Origin of the sequence: Dactylosporangium sp. McL0621, from assembly GCF_049995355.1 — a bacterium.
Classification (GTDB): Bacteria; Actinomycetota; Actinomycetes; order Mycobacteriales; family Micromonosporaceae; genus Dactylosporangium.
In genome coordinates, this window is the sequence record NZ_CP188259.1 from 10034364 (window position 1) to 10051172 (window position 16809).

Below are 16809 nucleotides of genomic sequence, written 5' to 3' on the forward strand. Positions count from 1 at the left end.
GTTCGCCGGCGTATCAGGATGTGGGGTACCGGGTTCAGGAACGGGTCCACTTCTGGTTGGTGCCGCCGTGGCAGGTCCAGAGTTCGACCAGGGTGCCGTTGGCGGTGCCCGCGTCGGTGACGTCAACGCAGAGTCCGGACTGGACGCCGGTGATCGTGCCGTCGGCGTTGAGCTGCCATTGCTGGTTGGTGCCGCCGTTGCAGTCCCAGATCACGACCTTGGTGCCGGGGGCGGTCTGGTTGTTGTTGGCGTCGAGGCATTTGCCGAGAACCTGCAGCTGCTTGGCGCCGGTATAGGTCCACTGCTGGTTGGTGCCGCCGTTGCAGTCCCAGATGATGGCCTGGGTGCCGTTGGTGGTGTTGCTGGCCGGGTCGTCGAGGCAGCGGCCGGAGCCGGCGCCGCGCAGGATCGTGGTGGACGGTGGGGTGCTGCTGCCGCCGGCGACGCGGTACATGACCACGCCGTGGCTGGGGACGGCGGCGCTGATGGTGTCGGTGGTGGTGCTGGTGGCGCCGGTCCACAGGTCGGTCAGCGCGTAGCTGGACGCACCGCTCTTGCCGATCGCCGACACGGTCGTGCTGATCGTGGCGGTGCTGGCGTTCTCGTTGAACAGCACCACGGACACGTCGCCGTTGGCCAGCGGCTTGGCCAGCACGTCCAGTCCGCCGCCGGAGCTGACCAGCCGGCCCTGCTTGCCGAGGGAGTCCTGGTCGACCGCGATGACGGACGTGTTGCCCAGGATGGACAGGGTGGTGGCGCTGGCCGTCACGAGGTTGTTGCCGGCCAGCAGCGGTGCGGCCATCTGCGCCCACAGGCTGAACTCGGTGCGGTCCTCGGTGGCGGACATGCCGTTGCCGACCTCCAGCATGTCCGGGTCGTTCCAGGCGCCCGGCCCGGCGTAGGAGTCGAGGCCCACGTTCTGGTGGAAGATCGACAGCATGCTGGAGTAGGTAGGGGTGATGTCGCCGGTGGTGCGCCACAGGTGGCCCACGTTGCCGGCCCAGGTCCAGGGCGAGTTCACTCCCCACTCGCAGATGCTGTACACGATCGGGCGGCCGGTCGCGGCGAGGGCGTCACGCATCGCCGAGTACCGGTTGATGTACTGCTGCGTCGTGCTGCTGCCGTTGTTGTTGCAGTTGTCGTACTTCAGGTAGTCCACGCCCCAGGACGCGAACGATTGCGCGTCCTGGGTTTCGTGGCCCAGGCTGCCCGGGAACCCGGCGCAGGTGGCGGTGCCGGCGTCCTCGTAGATGCCGAGCTTCAGGCCCTTGCTGTGCACATACGCGGCGGTGCCGGAGATGCCGTCGGGGAACTTGCCGAAGTCGGGTTGCAGGTTGCCGTTGGCGTCGCGGCTGGACTGCATCCAGCAGTCGTCGATGTTCACGTACTGGTAGCCGGCCGCGGCCAACCCGGACGAGACGATCTTGTCAGCGGTCTGCTTGACCAGCGACTCCGACACGTTGCAGCCGTAGGCGTTCCAGTCGTTCCACCCCATCGGCGGCGTCAGCGCCAGCCCGTTGCCCAGCGCCTGCGCGGGCACGGCCGAACGGACATCGACAAACCAGAACGCGGCGCCGACGGCCACCAGCAGCAGCGCGGCCGTCGCGGCCACCCGGCCGGCCCGGCGTGGACCGGAACGGCTCAGCGGATTCCTTACTCGCATGGGTTTCCCTTTCGATGGCGGTCGAGAGTGGACGGTTGTCGTTACCGTCTGGTCCATTGCTGGTTCGCGTGTCCCCCGCAGGACCAGAGAATGATCTTCGTGCCGTTGCTCGTGCCCGCGCCCGTGGCGTCCAGGCACAGGCCGGACTGGACTCCGGTGATGGTGCCGTTGGTGTTGACGTTCCACTGCTGGTTGGCCTGTCCGTTGCAGTCCCAGATGACGACCGAGGTGCCGTTGCTGGTGCCCTGGCCGTAGGCGTCCAGGCACTTGCTGCCGTACACCATGAGTTGCTTGCCGGCCGTGTACGACCACGTCTGGTTGGAGCCGCCCCAGCAATCCCACAGCTGCACGGCGGTGCCGTTGGCGGTGCTCACCCCGGCCACGTCCAGGCAACGACCGGACTGGGTCCCCACGATCGTGGTGCTCTGGCTGCTGCCCGGGGCGCCGATGCTGCCGGATACCGATTGCAGCGCGTTGTACCAGACCGCGGCCATCTTGTCGTATCCGCCGGCCGTCGGGTGGACACCGTCGACCAGGTCGGCGGTGGTCAGAGCACTGTGCATGTCGACCTGGTGTACGTGTTTGCCGGCGTTCACCTTGTTCTGCACCATGCCGGGGATCGCCGCGTTGAAGGTGCGGGCAGCGGTGTCCTGGCTGCTGTTCGCCAGCGGAGTGATCTGCGCGACGAACACCTCGGCGCTTGGCACCGTGGTGGTGATGTGGTCGATCAGTGTGGACAGCCGGTCCGGGGCGGTGGAGACGTTGTAGTTCTGCAGGATGTCGTTGGTGCCGATGTGCAGCAGCACGGTGTGCGGCTGGTAGGTGTTCAGCCAGCCGACGACGTTCGCGTCGATCTGGTCGATCCGCCAGCCGGAGTGCCCTTCGTGATCGTGGTCGCCGAGGCTCGCCGGACCGTTGGACTGCGACCCGACGAAGTCCACGGCGTACCCGCCGTTGACGACGCGCTGCCACAGGTTGATCCGGTAGCCGCCGGGCGTCGTCTCACCGTTGGTGATGGAGTCACCCAGCGGCATGACGCGCACCCCGCCGTTGGACTCCGCGCTGGCGGGACCGATCGACGTCATCACCATGGCCACCGCGACACCCAGCGCCGCGATCGGGGCGAGCCACCTTACTCTTGTTCGCATCACTTACTCCTCGCATAGGGGAACGACCTTGCGATGGCAGACACCGGCGCCGCATCGGCGATGAGCGGTCGCCGAGGAAGTCGCGTCTGCGGGGTCTGCCGTTGGGGTTAGCGTCGGGTCCGGCGTGGGCTGGCATTCAGCACGGCGTCCGCGACCGCGGCAACGGTAACGGCGAGTGCGACAAGGGCAGCAGTCTGCGCTGTCCGCGCGGACGATGTCCTGAGGACGGGTACACCACAACTCTCCCTGGGGTGTGAAGAGAGGTTGGCGCCTGGCGGTAGGCGGTACTCACAACCTTCAGTGGCCCGGGAAACCGGAAAGGTTGCTCGACCGCGTTCGAGGCTTTGAAACCTCCGTCCACCTCGGCCCGGGTGCCGTTGGCGGTGGCCACCGCGTGGTACGTGCCAGGCGCCGTGGTGCGCACGGTCCAGCAGCCCCACCAGCCCGACCACGCATCCTGGCAACGCCACGCCGGGTAGTACTCCGACGCGGGCGCGGGCTGGCTGTGCACATAGGCGTACCGCAGGTCGAACGGCGCGGCCTCCGCCTACGCGTCCTCCATCGACGCGGTGCTGCCGCGCAACAAAAGTTCTCCGTTCGAGGCAACCCTTCGCGGGCCCGTGACCACAGAGGAGTGGGACCCGGCCACTCCGGCGCTGGATCTTCCTCTGCTGTACCGGATGCAAGGAGAACACCTCGCCATGAAGAACCCCACGAACGGGGGGCGCCACGCGCGTCGCCTGCGTCGTCGGACCGTCATCGGTCTGCTGCTCGGCGTGCCCGCCGTCATCGCGTGCCGTACCTCCTGCTCACGAATGCGGATTCGCAGGCCACGACGATCGAGAGCGACGCCTTCTACCGGCTGGTCGCCGTGCACAGCGGCAAGGTGCTGGACGTCAACGCCTTCTCCACCGCCGATGGCGCCCGCGTCCAGCAGTGGACCGACCAGAACACCGCCAACCAGCAGTGGAAGCTGCGGGCGACCCCGGACGGTTACTACGAGTTGGTGAACCGCAACAGCGGCAAGGTGGTGGGCGTAGCCGGCGATTCGACCGCCCAGGCGGCCGCCACCGAGCAGCAGACCGACACCTCCTCCTCGTCCCAGCAGTGGCGGGTCGAAGGCGTGAGCGGTTCCGACGCCGTCACCTTCAGCTCCCGCCGCACCGGCCAGGTCCTGGACGTGTACGGAGAGTCCACCGCCAATGGAGCGGCGGTCATCCAGTACCACGGCAAGGGCAGCAGCAACCAGCAGTGGAAGCTGGTGAAGGTGGCCGGGACCCAGACGGGCGGGGCCGGCGGCACGACGCCCACGGCCGGGACCCCGACGGGCGGGTCCGGCGGCACGCAGAGCCCGACCGGGGCCGGACCGTACGTGTGGCACAACGCCGAGGTGGTGGGCGGCGGTTACGTCAGCGGGCTGGTGTTCAACCCGAAGGAGAACGGCCTGCTGTACGCGCGCACCGACATGGGTGGCGCCTACCGCTGGGACGCTGGGACCGAGCGGTGGATTCCGCTGACCGACTGGGTCGGCGAGAAGGACTGGAACCTGCTGGGCATCGACTCGCTGGCCACCGACCCCGTCGACCCGGCCCGGCTTTACATCGGGGCGGGCACGTACACCAACGACTGGGCGGGCAACGCCGCGATCCTGCGCTCCACGGACCGGGGCCACACCTTCCAGCGCACCAACCTGCCCTTCAAGCTCGGCGGCAACGAACCCGGCCGCGGGGCGGGCGAACGGCTCGTGATCGACCCCGCGAACCACGCCAACCTGCTGCTGGGCACCCGCAAGAACGGCCTGTGGCGCAGCACCGACTACGGCGTGGCATGGAGTCAGGTCTCCTCGTTCCCCGTCAAGGACGGGGCGAGCAGCGGCGCGGGCGTCTCCTTCGTGACGTACGGCCCGGGGGGCAGCAACACGGTCTACGTCGGCGTCAACGACAAGTACACCTCCCTGTACCGCTCCACCGACGGCGGCAACAGCTGGCAGGCCGTCTCCGGGCAGCCCACCGGCCAGATGCCGCAGCACGGTGTGGTCTCCGGTGACGGTTCGCTGTACCTGTCGTACACCAACGACATCGGCCCCAACGACGCGACGGCGGGCTCGGTGTGGAAGTACACGCCGTCCGGCGGGGCGTGGAAGAACATCTCCCCGTCCCAGGGCAGTTACGGGTTCTCCGGTCTGGCCGTCGACCCGCGGCAGCCCTCCACGGTGATGGTCACCACCCTCGACCGCTGGTGGCCCCAGGACGAGCTCTACCGGACCACCGACGGCGGTACGACCTGGAAGGCGCTGGCCGACAAGTCGGTGCGGGACGCCTCCGGCGCGCCTTACGTCGGTACCGGCATCGGGCACTGGATGACCGCACTGGCCATCGATCCCTTCAACGCCGGGCACGTGCTGTACGGCACCGGCAACGGCATCTGGCGCAGCAAGGACGCCAACGCCTCCGACAGCGGCGGCACCAGCCACTGGACCTCCGGGGCCCGCGGGCTGGAGGAGACCTCGCTGGCGGACGCGATCGCCCCTCCCGGCGGCGCCACCGTCATCACCTCCATGGGCGACCAGGGCGGCTTCCGCCACGGATCCCTGACCGAGGTGCCCGCCGGGCGCATGCAGAACCCGCTGATGAGCAGCAGCACCGACATCGATTTCGCCCAGTCGGCCCCCGCGGTGATGGTCCGCGTCGGCACGGGCGGCGCGCAGGACGGCGCCTACTCCACCGACGGCGGCAGCAGCTGGAAGGGCTTCGCGGCAGAGCCGGTGAGCAGCGCGAACAGCGGCCATGTCGCGCTCGCGGCGGACGGCTCCACCATCGTGTGGACCGAGGCCGGCCAGGCCCCGTACCGCTCGACCGACAAGGGAGCGAGCTGGTCGAAGGTCAGCGGCCTGGGCACCGACGCCGTGGTCGTCGCCGACCGCTCCGCCGCCGGCACCTTCTACTCGCTGGCCGGCGGCACGCTCTACGCCAGCACCGACGGCGGCGCGACCTTCACCGCCCGCGCCACCAACCTGCCGGGCGGCCGACTCCTGGCCGTGCCCGGTGTCGCCGGAGACCTGTGGATCGCCGGCGGCGGCCGGGGCCTGCTGCACTCCACCGACGGCGGCCGCACCTTCACCACACTCACCACGGTGCAGTCCGCCTCCGCCCTCGGCTTCGGCAAGGCCGCGCCGGGCGCCTCCTACCAGGCCCTGTACCTGATCGGCACGGTCAAGGACGTCACCGGCGTCTTCCGCTCCACCGACGGCGGCACCACCTGGGTCCGCGTCAACGACGACGCCCACCAATGGGGCAGCATCGGCGGCCCCGCCGTCATCACCGGCGACCCCGACACCTACGGCCGCGTCTACATCGGCACCAACGGACGCGGTCTGCAGTACGGCGACCCGTCCTGACCCAACGCCCGAGCGGGGCCGCAGGCCATCGTGCCTGCGGCCCCGCGCGGTCGGCCGTGCTCCGGAATGGCCGCGCTGTCCATCGATCAACAGGTGCTGATGCGAACCACTCTGTGGGCAACGGAACGGTCAGCTCGCTCGTCGTCCCGTCGCCGGCAACTGTCTCGATCATCCGGGACTACGCCGACGCGTTCCAGCAGCTATGCGGCCGGGGCCGGAACCGGAATAGACCCCTCGACCGGGCACGCCGGCCAACCGATAGGCCGAAACCGCCACGGCGGGCGTCGACACGTTTGCATGCGGAAGCCACACTGACGGGCACGAGATCAGGGGGCGTGGCCAGATATGGAATCTTCACGACACCTACCTTTAGTCCGGTTTGCCTTCCTCATTGCATTCAGCATCGCCGTTCTGGTCGCGATGTTCGTCTTCATGCCGATGGCCTGGGTGCAGACCGTCGTCGCGGTAACGCTCGGCATCGCCAACGGCCTCACGTTCGTGTCGGTCCGCCGGACCCGTACCACCCCGCCCGGCCGGCCACAGGACCCCGCGCCGGCCGCCGACGGGGGGCCGCCGACCCGCGCCTACCTCGTCCCGGTCGCCGTTCCGCCGCCGCCTGAGCTGTTCGTCGGGCGCGAGGAGCAGCTGGACGCCATGGTCCTCCAGGCACACGCCGGCCGCGCCGACCGGGCCACCGTCATCGTCGTCAAAGGCGCCGCCGGAATCGGCAAGACCAGCATCGCCGTACAGTTCGCCCATTCCGTCGCTGCGTCATTTCCGGACGGCCTCATCTTCGGTCGCGGCGGCCCGGCAACCGACTGGGAAAGCGTGCTGGCGAGCTTCGACGACGCGCTACTCGGCCCCAAAGACAAGCGCCCCGTCGAGCCGGAAACAATCCGCCGGACGTACCGCACCCTCACGAGGGAGAAACGCGTCCTGGTCATTCTCGACGACGTCGACGAGCACGCCGACCTGCCCGCCCTCCTGCCGTCCGGTCCGGGCTGCCTGGCGGTCGTCACCACGCGCGAGCCCGAGTTGGACGTCGACGCCGACCTCACCATCGAGCTGCCGGTCCTGTCGTCGGACGACTCGGTCTCCCTGCTCGGGTCGATGGTCGGCCTGGACCGCGTGAACAGCGCCGAGGGCGAGCAGGCCGCGCGTACGATCGTGGCCTCCGCCCAGTCGAACCCGCTCGCGGTGACCCTCGCCGGCGCCACCCTGGCCAGCCGACCCCACTGGGACCTCAGCCGAGCGGTCGAACGGCTCCGCGAGATCCGCTCGCAGCGGGCAACGGGGGCGCTCGACGTGACCTTCACGCTCCTCGGCGACGACGAGCGCACGGCGCTGCTGTTGCTCGGGCTGCTCGACAACCCCGTGTTCGCGCCGTGGATGCTGGCCGCGCTGCTCGGACCGGAGCACGACGACGTCAAGGCGTGGAACCTCGCCGACCGGCTGGTGCACGCCGGCCTCGTCGAACGCTCGACCAACGATGCGACAGGCGTGTCGACCTTCCGGGTCCTCGACCGCGTGCACGATTACGCCCGGGCCTGCGTCGATGGCGGAGAGCTCGACGCGCAGCTGGCCGCGACCGGGATGGACCGGCTCGCCCAGGAGGGCCGCGACCGCACCGCCGGAGACCCCAAGGCCGAGCTGATGGACGACGTCTACCGGCTCAAGGAGCAGGGCGAGCTCAACCGCGCGCTCGATCGTGTCCTCAACGCGCTGGCGCTGGCCCGGGAGAACCGCGATGCGGACGCCGAGAACCTGGCGGTGGCCACGCTCGCCGAGCTCAACACCGAGCTCGGCATCGCCGCCGACGGCGCAAAGCTCGCGGATGACTGCCACGACCCGCACGTCCTCGTCCGCGTGCTGCGCTGCCAGGCCATTACCCACCGCCGCGACCACCGCACCGACCTGGCCGTCGACGCGCTCGACGAGGCGCTGGCGCAGCTGACCGCGGCACAGCTGCCGGCCGACCTCGACCGGGCGGAGCGCATCCGCACGCTGGGCTCCCGGGTCATCGCGCTCGCCATGGGCCCGCAGCCGCTCGACGGGCTGCCCGACATCGACCGGATCAAGGCGCTGATCGGCGACGACGCGGAGCTGGCGGCCAGACACCGGGCCAGCATCGGCTGGGCACTCGGCACGGTGTACGACTATCAGGATTGGCACTCCCTGGCCATCCCGGCCCTCGAGGAGGGCATCGCCGCAGCGAACGACGCCCAGCAACGGCTGTGGCAGGCCTGGCTGCTGCACGCGACCGCCCGGGTGTGGCTCGAGGACGGCGACCCTGCCGCCTGCCGGAAACACGCCGGGGAGGCGCTGCAGCTGTTCGCCGACATGCAGCATCGGTACGGCGCAGCCCACTGCCGCCTCCTGATCGGCACGGCGGCCATGCGCCAGGAGCGGCTCGGCACGGCCGCGGCGACGCTCGAGGAGACGCTGGAGTCCCTGGGCAGCTGCGGCGACCGGCACCTCGAGGCCATGACGCTCAACCGGCTCGCGGAGGTCCGGATCGCCCAGCGGCAGGTGCCGGACGCCCGCAAGCTGCTGCAGCGGGCCGACATGCTGTTCGCGGCGCTGGGCGACGAGGGCGACCGGATGCTGACCCGTTCCCAACTGCAGGCACTGGACGAGCTGCCGGAGCCCGAGCTGGACACGACACCCCGGCCGGTCCGGTGAGCGCCGGCATGGCGAAGTGGCGCATGCGGCTGGCGACGGCCCGGGCCCGGCTCGCGGTGGCGGCGATCGCGACCGCCGCGGCCGCCGGGGCCAGCCCGCTCGTCGGCGTCCTGCCGCCGTGGGCCACCGCTCCGGTCATCGTCGTGGTCTTCATGCTCACCGGTGTCGGTACCGTGATCGCGGCCTCGAAACCAGAGCCGACCGCGCCACCGCCCTCCGGCGAACTCGCCGACGAGGCCGTCCTGGACGAACCGGCAAGGCGGCCCGCCCCGCCGAAGGCCGTCAACGCCGGCCCCACCGTCCCCGAGGAGATCCTGGCCGGCATGACGTTCTTCCGCGGCCGCGACAAGGAGCTCGATGCGCTCAGGAAGCGGCACGCCGAGGGCCGGTCCGAACGCGCCGGCGCCGACGCGGCGGTCCGCTCCGGCGCGCTGCTCATCCTGCTGCACGGTCGGCCTGGGGTCGGCAAGAGCGCGCTGGCCCGCACCTTCGCGCGGGAGATCGCCGGGCAGTACGAGGACGGGCAGGTCTACGCGAACCTGGGCAGCGCCGGCAACCGGCGACCGCCGGGCGAGGTTCTGGAGGAACTGATCCGCTCGTTCGGCTGGACCGAGGAGCTGCCGCCCAGCACGGAGTGGCGCACGACGCGGTTACGGTCCCTGCTGGCCGGGCGCAAGGTGCTGCTGATGCTGGACGCGGCCCGCGACGCCGACCAGGTGCTGCCGCTGCTGCCGGCCGAGCCGGGCTGCACGGTCATTGTGACCAGCCGCCGCAACCTGCAGCCGGCCCTGCGCGCCTCGGCGCCGTCGCTGCTGGTGGATGCGCCGTCGCGGCTGGACGCGGTGGCGATCCTGCGGGCCGCGGCGGATCGTACCGATGCCTTCGAGGAACCGGTGTGCGCCGCGGAGCTGGTCCAGCACTGCGGCCGGCTGCCGATGGCGCTGGTCAGCGCCGGCGAGCGGGTGGCCGCCATGAGCCAGCCACAGGCGCTGTGCCACGTCGCCGACCGGTTGGAGAAGCAGGAAGAGGGGCGGCTGCGGTACCTGAGATTTGGCAACTGGAACCTCGAACAGCGCCTGGACTCCGAGTACGGCCGGCTGACCCCCGCCGAACGGCGCGCCCTGCAGCTGTTGTCGCTGGTCGACAGCGAGACGTTCGTGCCATGGGTGCTCGAACCGCTGCTCAAGGTCAGCCCGGCCGAGGCCGAAGCACTGGCCGCGCGGCTGTACGAGGCGCAGTTCATCGACGCCGCCCAGGCGGACCGCCGCGCCGGCCTGCCCCGGTACCAGTTCCACCCGCTGCTGCGCCTGTTCGCCCGCGACCGGTTCAACGAGCTCGGCGCCGAGGACCGGGCCCAGGCGCGGCGCCGCCTCGAGGACGCCTACCTGCAGGTCATCGATGACGTCCTGCGCCAGCTGCACCGGGACGAGGGGTTCACGCGCCGGCACCCACCGGCGCAGCGGCTGCCGTACTTCCAGACCTCCTTTCACCCCACGCTCGCCGAGAACATCGAGCGGTCCCCGACCGAGTGGGTCCGCGCCGAGTACGCGAACCTGGTCGCGGCCGTGCACGCCGCCGCCGACCGCGACGAGCCGGGCATGTGCTGGCGGGTCGCCGTCCGGCTCGGCGACGGCGTGCCGTTCGGCGTCGACTCGGCCCGGGCACTGCAGGCCTTCGACCGCGCGTTGCACGCCGCGGCCGCCGAGCCCGCTGGCTACCCGGTCGCGGCGGTGACGCTCGCGAAGGGCACGTTCCTGACCGGCATCGAGCACTACGACGAGGGGCTGCGACTGCTGCGGGCGGTGACCGAGACCGGCGACGACCCAGCCCTGGCGACCGTGCGGCTCACCGCGCAACGGCGCATCGGCGAGGCGCTGCTGCGCATCGGCAAGTACGGCGACGCGGCCGAGGCCCTCGACATCGCCAAGCGGCTGGCCACCACGGACGCCGAGGAGCGCACGCTGATCGAACTGCTCGACGCCGAGGCCTCCGGCTGCCGCAACGCCGCCGAGTGGCCCGCCCGGGCACGGTACGAGCATGTCCGCCACCACTGGGAGACCGACTCCAACACCCTCGCCGGCTACCTGGTCCACCTCGGCCTGTCCGAGGCGGCCCGGCGCCGCAGCGACTGGGACACGGCCGAGGCGCACCTCAAGGCCGCGCCGCTACAGCACACCGATTCCCGGCGAGCCGCGCTGGCCGACTACCGCCGCGCCCGCGCCGCCCTGTCCCGAGCCCGCCACACCGCCGCCGGCGAGGAGCAACAGGAGCTCGCCCGCGGCGCGATCGACCGCGCCGCCGCAGCGGTGCTCGCCTTCCGCCTCCTGGACAGCCGCGTCGGCGCGATCCGTTCGCGCTGCCTGCTCGCCCAGGCCCTGGTCCTCGCCGGCCGCCTCGACGAGGCCGCCGGCCAGCTGCGCAGCGCCGAGGACGAGTTGTCGAGCATGCGGGAGGTCGCCGAGATCGCCGCCGACGTCGTCGGCGCCCGGATCCGGCGCGCCAAGGGCATGCTGCTGCTGGCCAGCGGCGACTTCACCCAGGCCGAGATCCAACTCGAACCGGCCCGCAAGGTCTTCAAGCGCCACGACGACTGGGCCATGACCGCGGAGGCCGGCCAGCTGCTCGGCCGCGCCGCGCACCGCAACGGCCGGTCCGACGAGGCGGTCACGGTCCTGCTCGACGCCGCGTCCGAATACGACCGCGCCGGCGACCGGTTCGCCCTCGCGGCCTCGATCGCCGAGCTGGCCGCGATCTTCCGGCCGAACGGCCACCACCATCACGAAGACGGCCGCCCGGGCCCGCCGGCCTGAACCTGGCTACGATGCCGGCGTGGAGGGCGTTGCCCACTTCGCGCTGGGCGTGGGCCCGGCGTCCCTCGTCGAGCGTATTTGCCGTTCGGCTCGCTGACGTACGTTGATTGAAGATCATCAAACTCGTGCCAGAACCATTTCTCAGCGTCCGCTTGCGTGGCGGTACTCTTGATAGGGAGACCACGACATGACAGCAGCGAACACCGCCAGCGGCGCGACCAAGAGCGCCCCCGGGGCGACGAGCCTCGCGTCTGCGCTGAGTGACCTGCGAGAAGCGGCCCTCGGGTACGCCACCGCGAAGGCGTCGCGGAAGATGGAGGACTGGGCCGACGATCTGAACGATGTTGTGGCAAGCCGCGGGTCCACCACGCAGGCAGTCTTCGAGGGGCTGAAAGCCAAGCTGCGGGGAAAGAACCCCGTCTGGGCTGCGCTCAAGGGTGCCTGGTCGGGGACAAGCCCCGAGGTGAAGCTTGCCGTGGTGTTGATCTTGATCCTGATGTTATTGCTGGGTCCTGTTGTACTGCTCGTGCTTGTGCTCGGGCTACTGATTGCCGCGCTCGTCGCAGGCATTCGAGCCGCCACACGGTGATCAGGTCCCGGCTGGGTTGCTCGTCGGCGTCCAAGGTAAGACCGCCTCCCAGATTTCTCCCGAGCGGACCGGTCATCGGCCATGACACGCACTTGTAGAGCTGCGTCCAGGCTTCGTCGCCATCATCAAGGCCTTGGCGCCAACGAGCGTAAGTCCAGTGAGCACCGGCTCCGCGTCGCCGTTGTCCACCCCGATCAGGCGTTGCACTGTCCGATTAAAACTGGCGGTTCCGCCAAGTTGCTAGAAGTTTCACGCCGCGACCGATGCGTTGCAGGAGCACCTCAGCGGCGTGTGACACCGCGGGCCGGGCACAGCGTGTCCATCGTGCGGGTGGAACCGCCGAGCGTGCCCAGGCCGGACCGGCCCCGGCTTGGTAGATTCCGCCGGTGCGGCACGCTCGTGTGGTCCCCGTCGGCGCGCTCGCCGCGGCGGTGGTCGCCGCCGCGTGGCTGGTCGTCGCCCCGGCCCCGCAGTCCCCCGCCGCCAGACCGGCCGCTGTCACGTCGGCACCGGCGGCGTTGCTGCCCCTGGGGCAGCGGTGGCCGCAGGCTAAGGTCGTCGACACCCCCGGTGTGCTCGCCGACGGTGCCGTGCTGCAGCCGCTCCTCTACGTCGACGCCGACACCGCCGTCGGGACGGCCCCGACCCCGAACGGGGACGCAGTCCGGCTGCTGGTGCGCACCCGGGGCGGGGTGCGGCAGCTGCAGCGGGTGTCGCAGGATCGGCATCCGCAGTTCCTCGGGCTGGCCGTCGCCGCGGGGATGTTGTTCTGGGCCCAGCTGGAGGTGCAGCCGTCCGGTCCGGCAACGACCCAGATCTGGCGGGCGCCGCTGGACGGCCCCGCCGGGGCGGCACGGTTGACCGCGGACACGGGCGCGGCGGTGTTCTTCGAGTCGCAGTACGACCTTGAAGTGCACGATGGGCGGGTGTACTGGGTCGCGGCCGCACCCGGCGACGACCTTGTCACCGAGGTCCGGTCCGTGCCCGTCGCCGGTGGGCCGGTGCAGATGACCCGGGTACCGGGTGCGTTCGGGTTCGCGGCGTGGCCGTGGCTGCGCACAGCGCCCGGCGCCGCGGGCGGTGGCCCGTTGCGGCTGCACAACCTCGACACCGGCCGCGACCTCGTCGTGCCCGCGTCGCCGGTGGAGACGGTGGTGTGCGGGGCGGTGTGGTGCCGCTCGGTCGTCGCCGGGACGGCCGGCGCGACACGCTACGACCTGATGCGTCCCGACGGTTCCGATCGGCGGCGGGTCGGTGGGGGCTCGTTGTCGGCGGTGCTCTACGACGTGGCGCTGCTGGACCGGTTCGAGCCGGTCTCCGACGCGACCGGCGCCTCGGCCACGACCCTCGGGCTGCGGCTGCTGCTGTACGACCTCACCGACGGACGCCTGATCCTGGTCGCGGACGCGGCCGGGCAGATTCTGGGCCGCGACGGGATGCTGTGGTGGTCGACCGGTGACGAGAACGCTCCCGTGTGGCACAGCCTCGACCTGCGTTCCCTCTCGCGCTGACACGCCGTCGCGGGTCAGCGCAGGGTGGCGAGGTCGAGGAGGTGCCAGGTCATGGTCTCGTTGTCGCCGGTGGCCCACCACAGCCAGGTGCCGTTGAGTCCTTCGGCGGTGGAGACGGCGATCGCGACCCGCCGGCTGGTGTTCAGGTCGTAGAGGCTGAGGCGTTCGCTGGTGGTGGCGGCCTGGGTGGAGATCGGGGCGGTGAGGAACTCGAAGCGGTCCGTGGCGGCGATGTCGGTGAAGACCGGTACCTCGCCGTCGGTGTTGATCCGGGCGGTCTGGCCGGTGCCGTCGGTGCGGCGCAGCGTGACGACCGTGGCCTGCTGTGGCCGCACGACGGTGCGGCACCAGACGGCACCGCAGTACACGTCCTGGCCAGGTGGCTCGGTGAACGTGCGCTGCGCGCCGGTGGTGAGGTTGAGCTGGACGACGGGCTGCCCGCCGATGCGGTCGTCGCCGGCCCACGGCCAGCCGGTGAGGTGGTAGGTGCCCTGCAGCGGCCGTACGGTGACCTTGCCGCCGGTGAGGGGGGTGGAGCGCAGGTCGGTGGTCGGCACGGTGGTGCCGCGGGTGGCGGTCCACCAGATCCGGCCGTCGGCGACCTGCAGGTCGTACATGCTGCCGGTGAAGGTGGCATGGCCGGTGTCGGTGGTGAGCGTCGCGGTGTGGCCGGTGGCGTCGGCGCGGTGCAGGGTGCCGCGGGTGCTGCCCTGGTCGCCGGCGACGCTGGACATCCAGTACACCCAGCCGGGGTCGGTGGTGACGGTGTCGAACGAGCCGCCGCCGGCGATCGGGATCGCCTCGAGGCGGCGTGGATGTGCCAGGTCGGCCGGGTCGAGCAGGGCAAGGGATGCGGTGTCCGGGTCGGCGTCGGCGATCTGCACCACCACACGGTGCGGGTCCAGGACGGCGGCCGGGGTGTACGTGGTGCCGTCGGGCAGGGTGGCCGGCAGGTCGATCGTGCGCGCGTCGGGCCAGGTGCCGGCCAGGGTCGCCGGCCCGCTCGCCGCGGCCGACGGTGCCGTGCTCGGGGTTCCGGCGCCGGGGGTCGGCAGGGCCAGTAGACCGATGGTCGCGGCGACGGCGATCCCGGCGGTCATCCGGATGCGCCAGCCGGCGTACGAGCGCGCGCTCATGATTCGTAGGGCTGTTTCGGTGTCGGGATCGGGTGCGCGGCGGTGACGGCGAGGTACGGGATCGGCTCGCCGTCGATGGGGTCGGGGTCGGTCTGCGGTGTGTAGGTGCCGGTGACCTCCAGCCAGCTGTCCGCGGTGGTGCTGGGTGGGACGGCGCCGGTGAGGCCGACCTTGACCGGTCGGGCGTCGGCGGCGCAGCAGGTGATGATCATCCGGGTGAGGTAGCGCTTGTCGCCGTCGACGACGATGAACCCGGACATGGCCACGGTGCGCCGCTGCAGGCTCTGGCCTTTGTCGAACACCGCCCGGGACGCGTACTCCAGGAGTGAGACACGGACCGGGTCGCCGTCGGGCAGCGGCGGGAAGTCGGAGCTCGCGGCGGCGCCGAGCGCGGTCCCGCCGTGCGAGGCGGCGTAGGAGCCCAGCGCCGGCGGGGCGACCAGCAGCAGCGCCAGCGCCGGAGCGACCAGCAGCCAGGACGGTTCGAGGCGGCTGTGGCCGTGGCCGTGCCCGTCGTCGCCGTCCTCGTGCTCGTGCTGCTGGTGTTCGTGGTGGCGGGCGCGGGCCGCGGTGGCGAACAGGCGGGCGAGGTTGACGGCGGCGACGGCGACGAGGACGCTGCCGGCGGCGATCAGGTACCAGTGCAGGCCGGGTTTGACGTAGCGGACGTAGGTGCCGGTCCAGGCGGTGCGGATGAGCGTGCCGCCGATGAGCAGCAGGACCACCGACTGGACCCCGGCGCGGCCGTTCACAGCAGTACCGCCGCGGTGGCGACGGCGACGGTGATGCCGACGACAAAGGTGGCGGGGGCGAAGCGGATCGCGAAGCGGCGGCCGAACGTACCGGCCTGCATCGCGAACAGCTTCAGGTCGACCATCGGCCCGACGACGAGGAACGCCAGCCGGGCGGTGAGCGAGAACTGCGACAGGGACGCGGCGACGAACGCGTCGGCCTCGGAGCAGATCGACAGCAGCACCGCCAGCCCCGCAAGCGCCGCGACGGCGACGACGGGATGCTGCGCGATCGTGTGCAGCCACCGCTGCGGCACCAGGACGTTGAGGCAGGCGGCGGTGGCGGCGCCGATGACGAGGAACCCGGCGGCGTCGGCGGCGTCCTGCCGTACCGCGGCGAAATACGCGAGGGTCCGGCTGCCGGTGACCGGCGGGCGGCGCGGGGTGCGCAGCCAGTCGTCGCGGCCCAGCCGCAGCCACAGCCAGCCCATCGCCACGCTCGTGGCCAGACTGGCCACGAGCCGGGCGGCGACCATCATCGGCCGGCCGGGAAACGCCACCGCGGTCGCGGCCAGGACGACCGGGTTGATCGCCGGGGCGGCGAGCAGGAACGCCAGGGCCGCGGCCGGGGTGACACCGCGGCGCATCAGTGCACCGGCGACCGGCACCGACGCGCATTCGCAGCCCGGCAGCGCCAAGCCGGCCATCCCGGCGACCGGGACGGCGAGGACGGGGCGGGACGGCAGCGCGCGGGCGAAGAACCGTTCCGGGACGAGGGTGGCGATCGCCGCGGACAGCAAGGTGCCGAGGACCACGAACGGCATTGCCTGCACGACGATCGCGACGAAGACGGTGACCCACTCCTGGGCCCGGGGCGAGGTGAACGCGCCGCCGATCCAGGTCCGGGCCGCGATCGCGCCGATCAGGACCACGGCCAGCAGCTCCAGGCCGAAGGAGCGGCGGCGACGGTGCGGGCCGGTGCCGCCGGACGGCGGGACCGGGGCCTCGAGCACACCAGCCGACGAGTGGGTGTCCTGCATCGGGCCCAGGCTACGCCACCTCCGATGCCGCGGGGGGACGGTGTCGCCCCCGCGACACCTGCGGGTAAACGCGTGAAAGCATTGCCATGTCTGCATTTCCGC

10 protein-coding genes are annotated in these 16809 nt (G+C 71.4%); 5 read left to right on the top strand and 5 right to left on the bottom strand.

Translation table 11 applies throughout. The features are described 5' to 3' along the window. Positions 1 to 34: 34 nt before the first annotated feature. Both ACPPVO_RS47505 and ACPPVO_RS47510 read right to left on the bottom strand, forming a co-directional pair. Positions 35 to 1663 carry a glycoside hydrolase family 27 protein gene (locus tag ACPPVO_RS47505; RefSeq protein ID WP_426505512.1) on the bottom strand — a complete coding sequence of 543 codons (1629 nt, stop codon included), beginning with the start codon at positions 1661 to 1663 and terminating at the stop codon, positions 35 to 37. 41 nt (positions 1664 to 1704) lie between these two features. Next, the gene (locus tag ACPPVO_RS47510) at positions 1705 to 2811 is read right to left on the bottom strand and encodes an RICIN domain-containing protein (protein WP_426505513.1); all 1107 of its coding nucleotides are present in this window, start codon (positions 2809 to 2811) and stop codon (positions 1705 to 1707) included. Between the two features lie 793 nt (positions 2812 to 3604). Here ACPPVO_RS47510 and ACPPVO_RS47515 point away from each other — a divergent pair. From ACPPVO_RS47515 to ACPPVO_RS47535, 5 genes are all read left to right on the top strand, one after another. Then, positions 3605 to 6208 (top strand): RICIN domain-containing protein, encoded by a 2604-nt coding sequence (locus ACPPVO_RS47515; protein ID WP_426505515.1) that lies wholly within the window; start codon positions 3605 to 3607, stop codon positions 6206 to 6208. A 345-nt stretch (positions 6209 to 6553) separates the two neighbouring features. Continuing rightward, entirely contained in the window at positions 6554 to 8890 is a 2337-nt protein-coding gene (locus ACPPVO_RS47520; protein ID WP_426505516.1) for an NB-ARC domain-containing protein, read from the top strand. Between the two features lie 8 nt (positions 8891 to 8898). After that, positions 8899 to 11700 (top strand): NB-ARC domain-containing protein, encoded by a 2802-nt coding sequence (locus ACPPVO_RS47525; RefSeq protein ID WP_426505517.1) that lies wholly within the window; start codon positions 8899 to 8901, stop codon positions 11698 to 11700. Between the two features lie 187 nt (positions 11701 to 11887). Further along, a complete protein-coding gene (locus tag ACPPVO_RS47530; RefSeq protein WP_426505518.1) occupies positions 11888 to 12289 on the top strand; it encodes a hypothetical protein in 402 nt (133 codons plus the stop codon). Between the two features lie 386 nt (positions 12290 to 12675). Further along, a complete protein-coding gene (locus ACPPVO_RS47535) occupies positions 12676 to 13800 on the top strand; it encodes a hypothetical protein (RefSeq protein WP_426505520.1) in 1125 nt (374 codons plus the stop codon). Between the two features lie 14 nt (positions 13801 to 13814). On the opposite strand, the gene ACPPVO_RS47540 is transcribed toward ACPPVO_RS47535, so the two are convergent. Genes ACPPVO_RS47540 through ACPPVO_RS47550 form a run of 3 tightly spaced genes read right to left on the bottom strand, consistent with a single transcriptional unit; the run spans position 13815 to position 16707 of the window. Continuing rightward, the gene (locus ACPPVO_RS47540) at positions 13815 to 14936 is read right to left on the bottom strand and encodes a hypothetical protein (protein WP_426505521.1); all 1122 of its coding nucleotides are present in this window, start codon (positions 14934 to 14936) and stop codon (positions 13815 to 13817) included. After that, positions 14933 to 15688, bottom strand: coding sequence for a TIGR03943 family putative permease subunit (locus ACPPVO_RS47545; protein WP_426505523.1), 756 nt, complete (start codon positions 15686 to 15688; stop codon positions 14933 to 14935). The genes ACPPVO_RS47540 and ACPPVO_RS47545 overlap by 4 nt, the downstream gene beginning before the upstream one ends. Continuing rightward, positions 15685 to 16707: a permease gene (locus ACPPVO_RS47550; RefSeq protein ID WP_426505525.1), complete on the bottom strand. Its 1023-nt coding sequence runs from the start codon at positions 16705 to 16707 to the stop codon at positions 15685 to 15687. Before ACPPVO_RS47550 ends, ACPPVO_RS47545 begins: the two co-directional genes overlap by 4 nt. Between the last annotated feature and the right edge of the window lie 102 nt (positions 16708 to 16809).